Source organism: Rhodanobacter sp. FW106-PBR-R2A-1-15 (assembly GCF_058789735.1).
In genome coordinates this window covers 23,754-39,605 of the sequence record NZ_JBYTEM010000007.1, presented here as the reverse complement: position 1 = coordinate 39,605, position 15,852 = coordinate 23,754, and the positions used below count along the sequence as shown (strand labels likewise).

The 15,852-nt window shown below is 71.1% G+C and carries 12 protein-coding genes; 8 read left to right on the top strand and 4 right to left on the bottom strand.

What is annotated here, in order from left to right; genetic code table 11:
• Positions 1 to 13 precede the first annotated feature (13 nt).
• The 3 genes from AC3WTD_RS05720 to AC3WTD_RS05710 are packed head-to-tail and all read left to right on the top strand — an operon-like array spanning position 14 to position 3,757.
• Complete coding sequence (locus tag AC3WTD_RS05720) at positions 14 to 1,522, top strand: B12-binding domain-containing radical SAM protein (protein WP_492613175.1); 1,509 nt, start codon at positions 14 to 16, stop codon at positions 1,520 to 1,522.
• Positions 1,523 to 1,535: 13 nt separating this feature from the next.
• Positions 1,536 to 2,654 (top strand): glycosyltransferase family 4 protein, encoded by a 1,119-nt coding sequence (locus AC3WTD_RS05715; protein WP_492613174.1) that lies wholly within the window; start codon positions 1,536 to 1,538, stop codon positions 2,652 to 2,654.
• Positions 2,651 to 3,757 carry a glycosyltransferase family 4 protein gene (locus tag AC3WTD_RS05710; protein ID WP_027491258.1) on the top strand — a complete coding sequence of 369 codons (1,107 nt, stop codon included), beginning with the start codon at positions 2,651 to 2,653 and terminating at the stop codon, positions 3,755 to 3,757. Before AC3WTD_RS05715 ends, AC3WTD_RS05710 begins: the two co-directional genes overlap by 4 nt.
• A gap of 214 nt (positions 3,758 to 3,971) precedes the next feature.
• Here the strand turns inward: AC3WTD_RS05710 and AC3WTD_RS05705 are convergent, their stop codons facing one another.
• From AC3WTD_RS05705 to AC3WTD_RS05690, 4 genes are all read right to left on the bottom strand, one after another.
• Positions 3,972 to 4,919, bottom strand: coding sequence for an alpha/beta hydrolase family protein (locus AC3WTD_RS05705; protein ID WP_492613173.1), 948 nt, complete (start codon positions 4,917 to 4,919; stop codon positions 3,972 to 3,974).
• 126 nt (positions 4,920 to 5,045) lie between these two features.
• Positions 5,046 to 5,879, bottom strand: a complete 834-nt coding sequence (locus AC3WTD_RS05700) for a CHAD domain-containing protein (RefSeq protein WP_492613172.1) — start codon at positions 5,877 to 5,879, stop codon at positions 5,046 to 5,048.
• A 188-nt stretch (positions 5,880 to 6,067) separates the two neighbouring features.
• Complete coding sequence (locus AC3WTD_RS05695; RefSeq protein WP_492613171.1) at positions 6,068 to 7,312, bottom strand: nucleotidyltransferase family protein; 1,245 nt, start codon at positions 7,310 to 7,312, stop codon at positions 6,068 to 6,070.
• Between the two features lie 7 nt (positions 7,313 to 7,319).
• A complete protein-coding gene (locus tag AC3WTD_RS05690) occupies positions 7,320 to 8,795 on the bottom strand; it encodes a B12-binding domain-containing radical SAM protein (RefSeq protein ID WP_492613170.1) in 1,476 nt (491 codons plus the stop codon).
• A gap of 416 nt (positions 8,796 to 9,211) precedes the next feature.
• Here AC3WTD_RS05690 and AC3WTD_RS05685 point away from each other — a divergent pair, with 416 nt between their 5' ends.
• The 5 genes from AC3WTD_RS05685 (at position 9,212) to ntrC (ending at position 15,788) form a co-directional block, all read left to right on the top strand.
• Entirely contained in the window at positions 9,212 to 10,234 is a 1,023-nt protein-coding gene (locus AC3WTD_RS05685) for a phosphoenolpyruvate carboxykinase (ATP) (protein WP_037088766.1), read from the top strand.
• Between the two features lie 155 nt (positions 10,235 to 10,389).
• A complete protein-coding gene (locus tag AC3WTD_RS05680) occupies positions 10,390 to 10,998 on the top strand; it encodes a peroxiredoxin (RefSeq protein WP_492613169.1) in 609 nt (202 codons plus the stop codon).
• Positions 10,999 to 11,168: 170 nt separating this feature from the next.
• The gene (locus AC3WTD_RS05675; RefSeq protein WP_492613168.1) at positions 11,169 to 12,935 is read left to right on the top strand and encodes an ATP-binding cassette domain-containing protein; all 1,767 of its coding nucleotides are present in this window, start codon (positions 11,169 to 11,171) and stop codon (positions 12,933 to 12,935) included.
• Positions 12,936 to 12,978: 43 nt separating this feature from the next.
• Positions 12,979 to 13,989, top strand: coding sequence for a two-component system sensor histidine kinase NtrB (locus AC3WTD_RS05670; protein ID WP_492613167.1), 1,011 nt, complete (start codon positions 12,979 to 12,981; stop codon positions 13,987 to 13,989).
• Positions 13,990 to 14,408: 419 nt separating this feature from the next.
• A complete protein-coding gene (ntrC, locus tag AC3WTD_RS05665; protein WP_492613166.1) occupies positions 14,409 to 15,788 on the top strand; it encodes a nitrogen regulation protein NR(I) in 1,380 nt (459 codons plus the stop codon).
• Positions 15,789 to 15,852: the final 64 nt, after the last annotated feature.

Genomic DNA, 15,852 nt, shown 5'->3' with positions numbered 1-15,852 from the left:
CGCAGGCCTTCCCATGACTTCTCCACGCACCCTGCTGATCAACCCCACCATCACCTCGCGCAGCAGCGCGCGCTTCCCGCTGGCGCTGCTGCACCTGGCGGCGGCACTGGAGCGCAGCGGCAGCAGCCGCATCATCGACGGCAACGTGGACCGCGACTTCGTCGACGACACCCTGCGCGTGCTGGAACAGGAGCGCTTCGACGCCGTCGGCGTCGGCGTGATGGGTGGCCCGCAGGTGGCGCCGGCGATCGCCGTGTCGCAGGCGATCCGCGAACGCTACCCGGCGCTGCCGATCATCTGGGGCGGCTACTTCCCCACGCTGCACACGGACGCCACGCTGGCCGCGCCCTATGTCGACTATGCGGTGCGCGCGCAGGGCGAGGAAACCCTGTCAGAGCTAGTCGCCACGCTCAGCGGCAACGGCCCGGCGCTGGAACAGATCGCCGGGCTGTCCTGGAAGAACGCCGGCAGCGTGGTGCACAACCCGCCCCGCCACATCGTGCGCCACGACCCCGCGGGGCTGCTGCCTTACGACAAGCTCGGCGATCCGCGTCGCTACCTGGCGCGCACCTACCTCGGCCAGCGCACCGTAGCGCACCAGGCGGCGATCGGCTGCCGCTACCACTGCACCTTCTGCGGCGTGGCCGCGATGTTCGGCGGCGCCACCTTCCTGCCCGCCGCCGCGCGGCTGGAGCGCGAGCTCACCTACCTCAAGCACACGCTGGGCGCCGATTCGGTGCAGTACTTCGACCATAATTTCTTCGACCGCGAGGCGGACATGGTGCCGCTGCTCGAAGTGATGGCCCGCTTCGAACTGCCGTGGTGGTGCTTTGCCCGCGCCGACGCGCTGCTGAACCTGTCCGAGCGCTCGTGGGAACTGGTGCGCAAGAGCCGGCTGCGCATGGCCTACATCGGCGCGGAATCGCCGAACGACCAGATGCTGCACGACATCCGCAAGGGCACGCGCCCGGACCAGACGCTGGCGGTGGTCGAGCAGTGCCGCCGTTACGGGGTGATCCCCGAGCTGTCGTTCATGGTGGCGCCGCCCGATAACACCGAGGAAGAAACCGAGCACACCTTCGAGTTCATCCGCGAGCTGAAGCGGATCAACCCGCAGACCGAGGTCGTCATCTACATCTACACGCCGCTGCCGGAGCACAGCCGCCACGAGCAGGACCGCCGCAAGCGGCCGGGCGCGCCACTGCTCGACCTCGACGGCGCGCCGGTGGTGTTCCCGACTACGCCGGACGAGTGGACCGAGTCGCGCTGGGTGCACTACGCCTGCCACGTCGACGCGCCCTGGCTTAGCGATCGCCTGCGCCAGCGCATCAACGACTTCGTCACCGTGCTGCGCTGCCGCTACCCCACGGTGCAGGACCTGCGCGCGCCGCCGTGGGCGAAGCGCAACCTGAGCGCCATGGCCGGTTGGCGTTACCGCTTCCGGAAGTACGACCGACCGTGGGAGCTGAACCTGGCGAACCGGTTCGTGCGCCTGCGCATGCCGCAGGTATCGGGCCTCTAGGCCGGTGCCGGCCGTGCACGTGGCGCAGATCAATTTCCTGCCGGTGCCGGCAGGCCTCGCCTCGGCCGACGTGTTCGAGCAGTGGCCCACGCTGGCCGACGTGGCCGAAGCGGTGGCCAGCGCCGGCACCCGCGTGTCGGTGATCCAGCTGGCGACGCGCCCGGAGCGCGTGCAGCGCAATGGCATCGACTACCGCTTCATTCCGGTGCCCGGCGGCGCACAACGGACGCGCCGCCTCGCCGAGCTGCTGGGCGAGATCCGGCCCGACGTGCTGCACCTGCACAGCCTAGGCTTCGCCGCCGATGCGTTCGCGCTGGCGCAACGCCTGCCGTCGCTGCCGATCGTGATCCAGGACCATGCCGACCGCCCGCCGCGCCGCTGGCGGTGGCCATGGTGGCGGCGCCGGTATGCCGCCGCGGCGGGCATCGCCTTCACCGCCGCCGAGCTAGCGCAGCCGTTCACCCGCGCCGGCCTGTTCGCGCCGCACACGCGACTGTTCGCGATACCCGAATCCAGCAGCCGTTTCACGCCGGGCGATCGCGCCCGCGTGCGCGCCGAAACCGGCCTGCACGGCGAGCCCTGCGCGCTGTGGGTCGGCCATCTGAACTCGGGCAAGGACCCGCTGGCGGTGCTCGACGGCGTGGCCGGCGCCGTGCAACGGTTGCCCGGTCTGCAGCTGTGGTGCGTGTTCGGCAACGCGCCACTGCTCGAGGCGGTGCGTCAGCGCATCGCGGGCGATCCGCGGCTGGCCGGGCGCGTGCACTTGCTCGGCAAGGTGGCTCACGCCCGGATCGAGGCGCTGATGCGCGCCACGGACCTGTTCGTCGCCGGCAGCCATGCCGAGAGCTGCGGCTACTCGCTGCTGGAGGCGCTGGCTTGCGGCGTGGCGCCGCTGGTCACCGACATTCCTGCGTTCCGCGCGCTGACCGACGACGGCCGCATCGGCCGCCTGTGGCCCTGCGGCGACGCCGCGCAGCTGGCCGAGGCGCTGGTTGATGTCGCGACGAACGGGCCATCGCCGGCGCAGGTGCGCGCACACTTCGACGCCACGCTGTCGTTCGCCGCGCTGGGCCGCCGCTGGGCCGGTGCCTATGCGCAGGTGCGCGCCGACCGGCTGTGGGGGCCGGGATGAAACTCGCGCTGGTGGTGCCGGGCGGGGTGGACCGCAGCGGCGAGTTCCGCGTGATCCCGGTGCTGCTGGCGTTGATCGGGCGGCTGGCGCGCGTGCACGAGGTGCATGTGTTCGCGCTGCAGCAGGAGGCAACGGCGGGCCGCTGGGAACTGGCCGGCGCCACCGTGCACAACATCGGCGAGGGCTGGACCCGGCTGCGCGCGATCGCGGCGATCCGCGCCGAGCATCGCCGCGCGCCGTTCGATGTGGTGCAGGCGATCTTCTCCGGCTCGTGCAGCCTGGTCGCGGTGGCCGCGGCGAAATCGCTGCGGCGGCCGAGCCTGGTGCACGTCGCCGGCGGCGAACTGGTCGCGCTGCACGCGATCGGCTACGGCGGCCGGCGCAAATGGAAAGGGCGCTTGCGCGAGGCGGTGGTGCTGCGCGGTGCCAATGCAATCACCGCAGCCAGCGCGCCGATCGTCGACGCGCTGGCTGCGCTCGGGCTCAAGGCTCGGCGCGTGCCGCTCGGCGTCGACCTGCGCGGGTGGCCGCCGCTGGCGCCGCATGCGCGCGGCACGGGGCCGGCGCGGCTGATCCACGTTGCCAGCCTCAACCGGGTGAAGGACCAGCCGACCCTGTTGCGCGCGCTGGCCGCGCTGGCCAGCACGGGGCTGGCCTTCCGCATGGACATCGTCGGCGTGGACACGCTGCACGGCGAAATGGAACGGCTGGCCTGCCAGCTCGGACTGCAGGACCAGGTGCGCTTCCACGGCTTCAAGACCCAGCGCGAACTGCGCCCGCTGATGGCCTCGGCCGACCTGCTGGTGCTGTCCTCGCTGCACGAAGCCGGCCCGCTGGTGCTGCTCGAAGCGGCGGTAGCCGGCGTACCCACGGTCGGCACCGCCGTCGGCCACCTGGCCGAGTGGACGCCATCGGCCGCGCTGGCCGTGCCCATCGGCGACTGGGCCGCCCTGGCGAGCGCGATCAGCCGGGTGCTGACCGATGAGGCGTTGCGCCTGCAGCTGGCGGCTGCTGCGCAGTGCCGGGCGCTGCGCGAAGACGCGGATCATACGGCGCGGGCGTTTGAGGCGTTGTATTTGCGGTTGGTGGCGGCAGGGGAGTGAAGGGTAGAGTGAGCGTATTGGGCATTGGGCTGGATTTGTCCTGCGATACGGCGCACACCAACATGGTGGATCACTGGGGCTCGGAGGGCACGATCGGTTTGCCGGCTCGCTGATCGCCGAGTTCTAGCGGTAGCCCTATGTTGGACCCAATAAAGACTCCCGCAAAGGGAGTCGGAGGCAACTATCCCCGTCCCCCTTTGAGGGGCATAGGGCGTCACGGTCCGCGTGCTCCGGTTCGAGTCGTCAGCGTGGCGCCGGGCGGCGTGGTGATTTTCTGGTCGCGCAGCCAGCCCAGCGCGAGTGGCCAGAGCGCATCCCGAAAGCGGTCGTTGAAGAACGCAAAGTGTCCGATCGCGTCGAAGCCGAGCGCGGCGGCGTCGAGGCGCAGGTGATGCCGTTCCGCGCCCGTGAAGTACGCCAGCAGCCGGTCGATGGCGGCGGGGGTGCCGAACGGATCGTCGTCCAGGCCCAGCGCGAGGATGGGTGCCGTCACCGCCGCGAAGCGATGCACCAGCCGTGCCGCGTCCGCTCCCGGCGAGCGATGGCGCGTGAGGCTGCGCTCGAACAGCGGCCCCATGCGCGACCAGTTCCGGGCGACGCCCTTGGGCGTGTCCTCCATCCAGCCGAACCGTTTGGCCGGCAGGTAGCCGCAAAGCGCGACCAGCAGCGGCATCAGCGCGTGCCAGCGCCAGAGCATGCCCCGGCGGGCCCAGTGGGCGTAGTCGCGCCAGTAGGCGTACTGCGCGCCCACCGTGAAAATGCGGCGAACCCGCGCGGCCGTTGGCGCCACCCCGACGAGGAACCCGCCGATCGAGTGGCCGACCACATCGACCGGGCGGCCGGGGCATGCCGACACGACGTGGGCCAGTACCGCGTCGAGGTCGCTCCCCCAGTCGAGCCAGTCCGCCTCGAAACCCCGCAGCGAGCCGTAACGCGACCCGCCGATGCCCCGGTAGTCGAACGTGACGACGTCGTACCCGTGGTCGAACAGGTAGGCAGCGAACCGCGCATAGTATTTGGACTGCACCGACGTGGCGGGTGCAATGACGGCGACCGGACGCGCCGGATCGGCGTGATCCGGCCGATGCCACCAGCGTGCGTGCAGGCGATAGCCGTCGGCGGCGTGGATGGCGAGGGTTTGCGGATGCATGAGGTGCGTCATGAGGCCATCGATGATGGCATCAATGGGGGACAGGCTGAATCCGACGGCGGAAACGGGGGCAGAGTAGCCTTTCGGAGGCAATCATCCTGAGTCAATTATCTCCGTCTCCCTTGATTCGAGCGCCGACTATCGACCCGGGACAGACACGCCTTGCCCGACCAGCATCGACTGGTTCGCCACAAGTTCTTCGCGGAGTTGCCGCCCTATCTGCGCCCGATGCGGCAGGCCGCGCATTCGCCGCAGCACGTTGCGCAGCATCTGCTGGTCCTGGAACGCGCCCAGCTGGTCGCTGAGCTTGTGCAGTGCCTTGGCGGTTTTGCTCGCGGATTCTTTCGCCGCGTCCTTCGCGATGTCGGGTTCGATCCTGGCCAGGGCTTCCATCTGCATGCGCAATTTGCGCACGCGGCGGCGCCAGCGATGCAGGTTGGCCGGCAGCGGGTCGGCCTTGGCTCGCGCCTCTGCCTTGGTCACGCGGTGGCAGCTGCGCTCCAGTGCCTGCCGCAGGTCCGTGGTCTTGAGTTCGTGCCATGGCATGTCGCCCAGCTGCTGCGCGGCTCGCTCGACCACGCGGCGCCGGCGCCGGAAGTCCACGTCCCGCGCCAGCGCCTGTTGAATCAGCTCGTCGCGCCGGCGCACCAGACGCTTGATCGCTGCTGCCCACTGCTTCGCTTTGCCCCTGGCGGCGAGGCCTTCGGCCGTGTCGACCATGACGTGCGCATCGCGCAGCGCCGAAAGGCTGTCGCCCAGGCGCTCCAGCGTCCGGTCGACCGCCGCGGCATCCGGCAGGCGATCCTCCACCAGGAACAACAGCGCGCGCAGACGCCGGATCGCCTTTCTCGCGCCATGGATGGAAACGTGGATGTGGTGCCGCGAGGCAAGCGCGCGAAGAATCGCCGCACACTCCTTGTGCACCGCCGCCTGCATGCGTTCCGCGAGCTCCGGAGTTGCTCCCGATGGCATTGCGACTTCCACCAGCCGAAACAGCCGTCACCTTAGCGGCGCGGCCTGCCGGACACCAGTCCGGTGTACTCGCCTCCCACATGATCGGCACGGAAATGTTGATGCCGCGCAGCACAAGCGAGAACGGTCCGCTGCGTTGCAGCGGGCCGATCGAGTCAGCGGGAAGATGTTGCGTCGACCAGGTGGACCTATCCCGACGCGACCAGCGTGTGCTCCGTGTTCTCACGGGAAGCGAGGGGTTCCAGGGCCGCGTGCACCACATACAGCATGTCCATCCGCGGCACTGGCCGGGTCAGCCAGGTCAGGATGCGCCGGCGGTGCGCGGTGGTGACCCAGCTCTGCCCCTGCAGCCAGAGCTGGGTGCGCACCATGTCGGCGCGTTCCTGGCGCGCTTCGTCCGGCGGGCTCACGCGGTTCCGCAGATAGCGCCCGACTTCGCGAATCGAGCGCGCCCATTCGATGCCGGCGAAGGCATGCAGCCACAGTTCCGAGCACGACACCCGGGTCAGGCTTTGCCGGTGCGAGATCGTCCGCAGCAGCCGCGGACAGTCGCGTTCGAGCCGAGCCAGCACGGCGGCGGGGATCGCTTCGGGGTAGTGGCGTGCAGCCAGCCGCAGCGGTGGCAGCGCCCACCACGGCGGCTCGCTGGCGTCGGCCCACAGCACCGCCCAGTCGCTGGCGGCCAGGTGCGTGGCCAGCCGCGCGATGTCGTGCAGGTGCAGCAGGCGCAGGCTGCGCCCGCACATGTTGCCCGCCGCGTGCAGCAGCAGGTGGCTCATCAGCGCGCCCGGCGACGGGTAGGGGTTCAGCCCGGGCTCGGCGGTACGCGGATAGATGCGCGCGGTGATGTCGACCATCGACACCGGCAGCCGCTCGCGGATGCGCGTGTGCAGCTCGATGTTGACCGGCGTGTCGTGGTGCTCGCCCAGCCCGGCGAACGGCTGGCCGCTGGCCGGCTTGAACACGCGGTGCTTCCATTGTGCAAACGACTCCACGTAGCCGAGCTTGAGCAGCAGCGCGGTCGCCGCGGCGGCATCGTCCTCGCGCACCAGCAGGTCGATGTCGGCCATCGGCCGCTCGCCCGGCGTGTAGATGCCCAGTGCGTGCAGCGCGGCACCCTTCAGCGGCACCACCGCCAGAGCGGTGGTGCGGGCGTCGGCGTCGATCTGTTGCAGCAGCGCGTGGATGCGCTGGTGGCGTCGCTCCACGTGGTCGCGCTGGCTTTCCAGGAAGCGCCGCCATGACTCGTGCTTCCACGCGCAGCAGTGGCACAGCAGCGGCGACACGCCGTGTGCCACGGCGACCGCGGTGGCCAGCCGCCATTCCAGTTCGCTCCATGCCGGCGTAGCGCGGCCCGGCCCGGCCAGTTCCGCGGCGAACGCCTCGGTGATGCGGCGCAGGCCATGGCGGACGATCCTGAGTGGCGGCAGCATGGCGCGCTCAGTACAGCGGCAGCGCGACGTGGCGCGCCGGCGCGGGCGGCGGCGAGGTGGCATTCCGGTTGCGGTGCGCGCCTTCGCTGGCGATCAGCGCCGTCCACTGCGCGTCGAGCGCGGCATGGCGCTGGTCCGGTGCGGCGGGCTGCGCCTGCTGGATGGCGACCTGTTCGTGCAGCAGGTCGCGCACGCGGCGGTAGAAGTCCGAGTCGTAGGCGCCGCGGAACATCATGGCCAGGTCGCCGCTGTCCTGCCAGTGGGTCTTCGCGCCCAGCTGCGCCTTCACCTGCTCGTAGAATTTCGTGCCCGGCAGCGGGTAGGACACGCTCACCCCGATGTCGTCCGGCGCGGCCTGCGCGATCAGCTCGCGGGTCGCCAGCAGGTCGGCCAGCTGCTCGCCGAGGTAGCCCAGCTGGATGAAGAAGCCCACGCGGATACCGTGCTCGCCCAGCCGCGCGCGCGCGGTGACCAGGTCGGCGACGTGAGTGCCCTTGTTCATCGCGTCGAGCACGCGCTGGCTGCCGCTTTCCGCGCCGATCCACGCCTCCGCGCAGCCGGCTTCGCCGAGCGCGGCGGCCATGCGCTCGCTGATCAGGTCGGCGCGGGTCTGGATGGTGAACGGTACCGGCCCGTCGGCGGCGTGCAGGTGCGCGGCGAACGCCGTCACCCAGTCGACGCGGAAGCCGAAGATGTCATCGGCCAGCCAGATGTGATCCGGCTGGAACGTGCGCTTCAGGTAGCTCATCTCCGCCGCCACGTCCTCGGCGCGGCGTTGGTTGTAATGGTTGCCCCAGATCGGCTTGGCGCACCAGTGGCAGCGGAACGGACAGCCGCGCGAGGCCGCCATGTTGAGGCTGAAGTAGCCGTGCCGTTCGTGCCAAAGCGCGCGGTAGCGCTCGATGTCGACCAGGTCCCAGGCCGGGTGGCCGACCAGCCGCGGGTCCGGCGGCAGTGCGCCGAGGCGGGTCAGCCGCAGCTGTCCGCCGGCCAGCGTGGCGACGCCGCCGAGGCCGGCGGCCCAGTCGTCGCCGATCGCCGGATCGCGCTGCAGCCGCCCGACCAGTTCGGCCAGCGCGGCGATGCCTTCGCCGACCAGCACCGTATGCGCACCGGCAGCGAGGAAGGCATCGGGATGGTCGGAGGCGTCGGAGCCAGCGACGATCACCCGGGCGCCGCCGGCGCGCGCCGCGGCAATCATCTGGCAGGCCGCCTCGCGCATGCGGCCCAGGCACATCTTGGTGAGGAAGTTGAAGTTGTCCTCGTACAGCACCACCAGGTCCGGCCGGGTGGTTTGCAGCGAGGCCTCGAAGTCGCCGACGCCGTCGGCGAGCATGGCGTCGAACAGGCTCACCGCGTGCCCCATCTGGCGCAGCAGCGCGGCGACCTGGATGGTGGCGAGCGGCGGATACGGCTTGCCGCGCTCCCACTGCTTCGGGTCCAACCGCAGGAAATAGCAGTGGCCGACGTGGATCCTCAGCATCGTGCGGTAGCCTCGATCATGGCCAGGGGCCGACGTGCGGCGCCATCGCTCGACGCTGCCGGGCGTAAGTGCCCCGGCGCGGGGCATCGGTTGCCTGGCGCGGCAAAAATTCCTGAAGAACGGCGAGCCTCGGCTGGTCGATCCCTTCTCCCTTCGGGAGAAGGTGGCCCGCAGGGCCGGATGAGGGTCCGGTCGAAGCAACGAGTCACCGGCATGCCAAGAAATTGGATGTCGTGCTTCGCCCGGACCCTCTCCCCAACCCCTCTCCCGGTGGGAGAGGGGCTTCAAGTAGCTGAGGCTCGGCGTTAAGCAGGAAAATATTCGGTGGGCGGGACCCGGCCCGCGCAACCTTTGCCCGTCGCAGCCGCACCTACCATTCGGCGTGCCCAACGAGGCTGGACCCGCGATCGGCGACGATGACCCTGAACCCACACCACGATGCCTGGGACGCCGCTTCCGATCCGTTCGGCGAGCGCCCGCGCCGGCAGGTTTCGCTGTGCCGGCAGATCATGGGCGGGAACTTCCGCTTCGAAAGCGCCAGCGCGGCGCTGCTGTCTCTGGTCGAGACCGCCTACGCCGGCCTGCCGCCGCACCGCTTCCCGATGGCCGTGCCGGAATTCCGCATCGAACTGCGCCTGCTGCCGCGCCGCGCGGCGCCGCCTGTCGCCGAGCCGCCGCCGGTGCAGATGCAGTCGGGCGCCGGATTGATCTGCGGCGTGATGGACGCGTCGAACTACGTGGTGCTGGCGCCAGCGCAGCGGCAGGCGCTGGTGGTGGCTTCCGCGGACATGCTCGATCGCCCCTACCACCTGCGCTACGAACTGATCGAGTTCGCCGTGTTCACCCTGGCCACGCGCGGGCTTGGCTTGGTGCCGCTGCATGCGGCCTGCGTGGGCCGGCAGGGGCGCGGCATCCTGCTGCTGGGGGCCAGCGGCACGGGCAAGTCGACGCTCGCCCTGCACAGTCTGCTGCACGGCCTGGATTTCCTCGCCGAGGACGCGGTGTTCGTGCAGCCGGACAGCCTGCTCGCCACCGGCGTCGCCAACTACCTGCACGTGCGGGCCGATGCGCTGCGCCGCGTCGACGACGCGGAGGTGCGCCGCTGGATCGGGGCGGCGCCGGTGATCCGTCGCCGCAGCGGCGTGGAGAAATTCGAGGCCGACCTGCGCCACGGCGGTGGTCGCCTCGCGCCGACGCCGCTGGCGCTGGCCGGCGCGGTGTTCGTCTGCGGCGAGACGGCCGACGACCCCGCCGCGCTGCTGGAGGCCGTGCCCGCGGCCGAGATCGCCGCCAGGCTGTGTGCCGACCAGCCCTATGCCTGCGGGCAGCCGGGCTGGCAGCACTTCGCGCGACGGCTGGCGCGGCAGGGCGTGCACCAGCTGCGTCGCGGGCGCCATCCGCGCGATGCCGTCACTGCCTTGTGCCGGCTGCTCGACTGATGCCGCCGCGCTGCGCCGGCCAGGTAACGATGGGCAGGTGTGTGGCGAAGCACTTGGGAGTAGCTTGCCAGGCGTACCCGATGGTTCGTTCAACAGGCAGAAGACGGCGCGGATGGGTTGCGTGCCGGTCGATGCCCTTCACGAGGATCACGAGAATGAAAAAACGTCTTGCGGGAGCGGTGGCCGGTGCACTGGTGGCGCTGGCCCTGGCGCTGCCGGCTGTTGCCGCGCTCAAAACGGGCGCCGTGGCGCCCGACTTCACCGCCGCGGCCAGCCTGGCCGGCAAGCACTTCACCTTTTCCCTCGGCGAGGCGCTGAAGAAGGGGCCGGTGGTGGTGTACTTCTACCCGTCGGCCTTCACCGGCGGTTGCGATCTCGAAGCGCACACCTTCGCAACCCAGAAGGACAAGTTCGATGCGGCCGGCGCCACCATCATCGGCGTGTCGGCCGACAGCATCGAGCGGCTCGACGCGTTCTCGGCCGACCCCAAGTACTGCGCCGGCAAGTTCCCGGTCGCCTCCGACGCCGACGGCAAGGTCGCCGCTTCCTACGATCTGGAGACGGTCGCGGCCAAGCCGGGCATGAAGGACGTGCGCGGCGTGGAGATCGACCACGTGTTCATCCCGCGCACCACCTTCGTGATCGCCGGCGACGGCCGCATCGTCGCCGCGCTGTCGTCCGAGACCGACCACCTCAGGCCCGACCAGCATGTGAAGGAATCGCTGGCCATCGTGCAGCGTATGCGGGCGGCCAAGGCGCCCTGAGAGCGAGCGCGGGAACGCCGCGCGTGCGGCATTCCCGCGCTCGCTGCTGCAACCTTTTCCCCAGCGCACCGCACACACCCGGCGCGGACCTTCCGCACCCGAAGAGGTGTTGCCCTGAACCGCCACGCCGCACGTCGAAACCGCTGCCGCGCTGGCCACGCGGAGCCGTCGTGAAACCGGCTGATTCGCCGCGGGCGCCTGACCGGCCATGGGACTTGCTGCGTTCGCTGGTGCGCACGCTCACTGGCGTCGAGCGGGTGGAGACGGTCGCGTACGTGCTGCTGTCGCTGGGCGCGGCGTTTGCCGGCAGCCTCGCGGCCCTGCTGCTGGTGCCGCTGGTGCAGCCGGGACAGGCGCTGCCGTTCGGCGGCGTGCTGTTCGATCCGCGGCGCAGCGTCGAGCTGCAGGCCACTGCCTTCGTCGCCGCGACCGGCGCGTTCGCGTTGCTGCGCTGGCAGGCGGCACGGCTGGGTGCGCGCCTGGTCGGCCGCTACGGCATGCATTTGCGGCGCGCGGTGCATGCGCGGCTGATCAAGGCGCCGCTGAGCTCGCTGGCCGATGCGACCTCGGCGGAAATCGCCAACGTGCTCACCCACAACGTCGAGCTTATCGTGCAGGGCTTCGGTGCCCTGCAGCAGTTGCTGATCGCCGGCGTCAGCGCCGCCGTCAGCCTGGGCTTTGCGTTCTGGGTTTCGCCGCCGCTGATGCTGGCGGCGCCGGTGCTGATGGGCCTGGGCCTGCTGGCATCGCGCGCCTACGGCCGCGAGCAGTCGCTGGTCGCGCGCCAGTACGTGGTCGACATGACCCGGCTGTTCTGGCACAGCGAGGATTTCCCGCGGCGCCTGCGCCACGTTCGTTCGTTCGAGCGCGAGGCGGCTGAGCAGGCGAGCTATGGCGCCATTTCCGGGCGGCTGTGCCACGGCTACCGGCGCCAGCTGGAGCTGGTGGCGTCCGGGCGGCTGCTGCTGGAATTGCTGGCGGCGGCCGGGATCGCCGCGCTGTTCGTGCTGGCCCATCGCTGGCACGGCGTCGAGCAGGCCGAGTTGATCGCGGTGTGCCTGCTGCTCGGGCGCCTGCTGCCCTACCTGGTGACCACGCGGCAGAGCTTCCAGCAGCTGCGCTCGGCCGCGCCGGCGTTCGAACTGTGGCAGCGCTACATGAACCTGGAGCCGGTGTACGCCTCCGCGGCGTCGCCGCAGGCCGACGCTTCGGGCGCCGCGCTGCACATCGAGCGGATGCGGCTAACCCCGCCGCCCGGCGGGCTGGAGATCGGCGGGCTGGTGCTGCGGCCCGGCGAGCTGACCCTGGTCTGTGGCGACTCCGGCATCGGCAAGAGCAGCCTGGTCGACGTGCTGGCCGGCATGATGACGCCCGAGGTTTTCGTGGCGCACCGCGACGGCGGACCGATCGACTTCGGCGCGTACCGCGAGCTGGTGCGCCACGGCGCCTACGTCAGCCAGGACGTGCGGCCGTGGCAGCACTCCGTGCGCGAATGCCTGCGCTGGGCGGCACCCGACGCCACCGACGCGATGCTGTGCGATGCACTGGCCGACGTCGGCCTCGACAAACGGCTGGCCGAGGCGCCGCAGGGGCTGGATACCGAACTGCGCGGCGCGTCGAGCCGGCTTTCCGGCGGCGAACTGCAGCGCCTGCTGCTGGCCCAGGTGATCCTGCGCCAGCCGTTCCTGGCCGTGCTGGACGAAGCCACCAGCGCCCTCGACGCCGCTTCGGAAACCGCCGTGCTCGCGACGATCAGGCGCCGCCTGCCACAGACCATCCTGATCGTCGTCTCGCACCGCCCCGGCGTGGCCGCGATCGCCGACCGGTGCCTGACCATCGGCAGTGACCTCGTCGCCACGGTCGCTGGGCGGCCGGTTCGTGGTGTGGCGGTGGCCGGATCGTCCAAGCTTCTCGAAAAAGCATCACCGCTCAGCTGAAAGTCGATTTGCACCAAGACGAGACATTGCCCATGATGGTGCAATGAACGAGCTGGTGTGGCGGACGTGGGCGGAGCAGACGGCGACCGGGCTGGCCCTGGTCGACGCGAACCTGCGCCTGCGCTGGCTCAACCCCGCGCTGGTCGAAGGCCTGGGGCTGGGTTTCCGCAACGCGGTGGGACAGTCGCTCGGCCTGCTGTTGGACGATGCCGACGAGGGCGCGGCGCAGGCGGCAAAGGTGTTGGCGGAGCAGCGGTCGACGCAGTGGCGCGCCGTGGCGCTCGCCACGGCCGACGACCGCAAGCTCAGCGCGGACATCGCGCTGCAGCCGTTCGGCGACGGCCTGCTGCTGGAAGTGCACGTGCTGGCCGAACCGTCGCCGGCCACCTCGCCGCTGTCGGCCACCCTGCGCGGCTTCGCGCACGAGGTGAAGAACCCGCTGGCCGGCCTGCGCGGCGCGGCACAGCTGCTGCAGCGGCGGATCGAGGGCGAGGACCTGCAGGCGCTGGCCGGCATGATCATCGCCGAGGCCGACCGCCTCGGTGCGCTGGCCAACCGCCTGCTGCATCACGACGGCGCGGCGCAGCTCGGCCCGGTCAACATCCATCGCCTGCTGGAGCGGCTCGCCGACCTGCTGCTGGCCGAACCCGCGCCGCCGCAGCTGCGCCACGACTACGACCCCAGCGTGCCCGACCTGCACGGCGACGCCGATCGCCTGCAGCAGATCCTGCTGAACCTTGCGCGCAACGCGCTGGAAGCCGGCGCACGCACGCTCACCCTGCGCACGCGGATCGAGCACGGCGTGCGCGTGGGCGAGCGGATGCTGCGCATGGCGCTGCGCGTGGACGTGGTCGACGACGGCCCCGGCGTGCCCGCCGCGCTGCGCGACACCTTGTTCCAGCCGCTGGTCTCCGGCCGCGCCGACGGCACTGGCCTGGGCCTGGCGCTGTCGCGCGAGATCGCCCACGAACACGGTGGCGAACTGCGCTACGCCAGCCGCCCCGGCCACACGGTGTTCTCGCTGTACCTGCCCATGGAGCGCCCGCATGACTGATTCGCGCATGCACGCTCTGCTCCCTCCCCTGCGTCGCAGGGGAGGGCTGGGGTGGGGTGCGCTCTTGATCTCTCTCGCGACCCGGCGCAACCCCCTCCCAACCTCCCCCTGCAGGCAGGGGGAGGAGCTCGGCGGAGCGAGCCATGTCCCGCACGTGCTCCCTCCCTTACGTAGCAGGGGAGGGCTGGGGAGGGGTGCGCTCTTGATCTTCCCCGCCACCCGGCGCTACCCCCTCCCAACCTCCCCCTGCAGGCAGGGGGAGGAGTCCGGCGGAGCGAGCCATGTCCCGCACGTGCTCCCTCCCCTGCGTAGCAGGGGAGGGCTGGGGAGGGGTGCGCTCTTGATCTTCCCCGCCACCCGGCGCCACCCCCTCCCAACCTCCCCCTGCAGGCAGGGGGAGGAATCCGTAGAGATGAGCGATGACTGACGAAATCTGGATACTCGACGACGACCGTGGCGTGCGCTTCGTGCTGGCCGAGGCGCTGCGCGACGCCGGGCTCGCGGTGCGCGAGTTCGACGCGGTGGCTGCTGTGCGCGCGGCGCTGCGCGAGGCGCGCCCCGCGCTGCTGCTCACCGACGTGCGCATGCCGGGCGAGGACGGGCTGGGCCTGCTCGGCGGGCTCAAGGCAGAGGGCATCGGTCCGGTGATCGTGATGAGTGCGTACACCGACGTGGCCACCACCGCCGCGGCGTATCGCGCCGGGGCGGTGGACTACCTGGCCAAGCCGTTCGACCTCGATCAGGCGGTGGCCGCGGTGCAGCGCGCGCTGGCCAGCGTGGCCGCGCCGGCAGTGCCCGCCGGCCCGGCGCTCGCGCCGAACCATGCGCTGCTCGGCGAAAGCGCGCCGATGCGCGAGGTGTTCCGGCTGATCGGCCGCGTTGCCGCCAGCGACCTCAACGTGCTGGTCACCGGCGAGACCGGCACCGGCAAGGAACTGGTGGCGCGCGCGCTGCACGAGGAAAGCGCGCGCCGCGACAAGCCCTTCGTGGCGCTGAACACCGCGGCGATTCCGTCGGAGTTGCTGGAGAGCGAACTGTTCGGCCACGAGGCCGGCGCGTTCACCGGCGCCACCCGTCGCGTCGCCGGGCGCTTCGAGCAGGCCGAGGGCGGCACGCTGTTCCTCGACGAGATCGGCGACATGCCGCTGATCCTGCAGACGCGGCTGCTGCGCGTGCTGGCCGGTGGCGAGTTCTACCGCGTGGGTGGGCGCGAGCTGATCCGCTGCAACGTGCGCATCGTCGCCGCCACCCACCAGGATCTCGCCGCGCGCGTCGCCGCCGGCGCGTTCCGCGCCGACCTGATGCATCGCCTCGACGTGGTTCGCATCCATCTCCCTGCACTGCGCGAGCGCCGCAACGACATTCCGCTGCTGGCCCGCCACTTCCTTGCCGCCGCTGCGCAAGAGCTGAAGCTGCCGCCGAAGCGCTACTCGAAGGCCGCGCTGAAGCTGGTCGCCCAGCGCGACTACCCCGGTAATGTGCGCGAGCTGGAGAACCTGTGCCGGCGGCTGGCGGTGATCGCGCCAGGTAGCGAGATCCTGCCGACCGACCTCGGCAGCAGCGCCGAGGCGGCGCGCGGCGGCGAGTGGACCGACGCACTGCGCGAGTGGGCCACGCAGGCGCTGACCGACGGCGAGGCGGACATCCATGCGCGCGCCCGCGCGGCGCTCGACCAGACCTTGCTGCAAGCCGCGCTGCAGGCGCACGAGGGGCACCGGCAGAACGCGGCGCAGGCGCTGGGCGTGGGCCGCAATACGCTGACCCGCAAGCTCGGCGCCTCGCGCACCCGGCGCGGGTGACGCCCGCGACGCCTCCTCCTCCTTGTGTCGTCCTCCCGCGTAGGGCGGGCACTGCCCGCCGCTT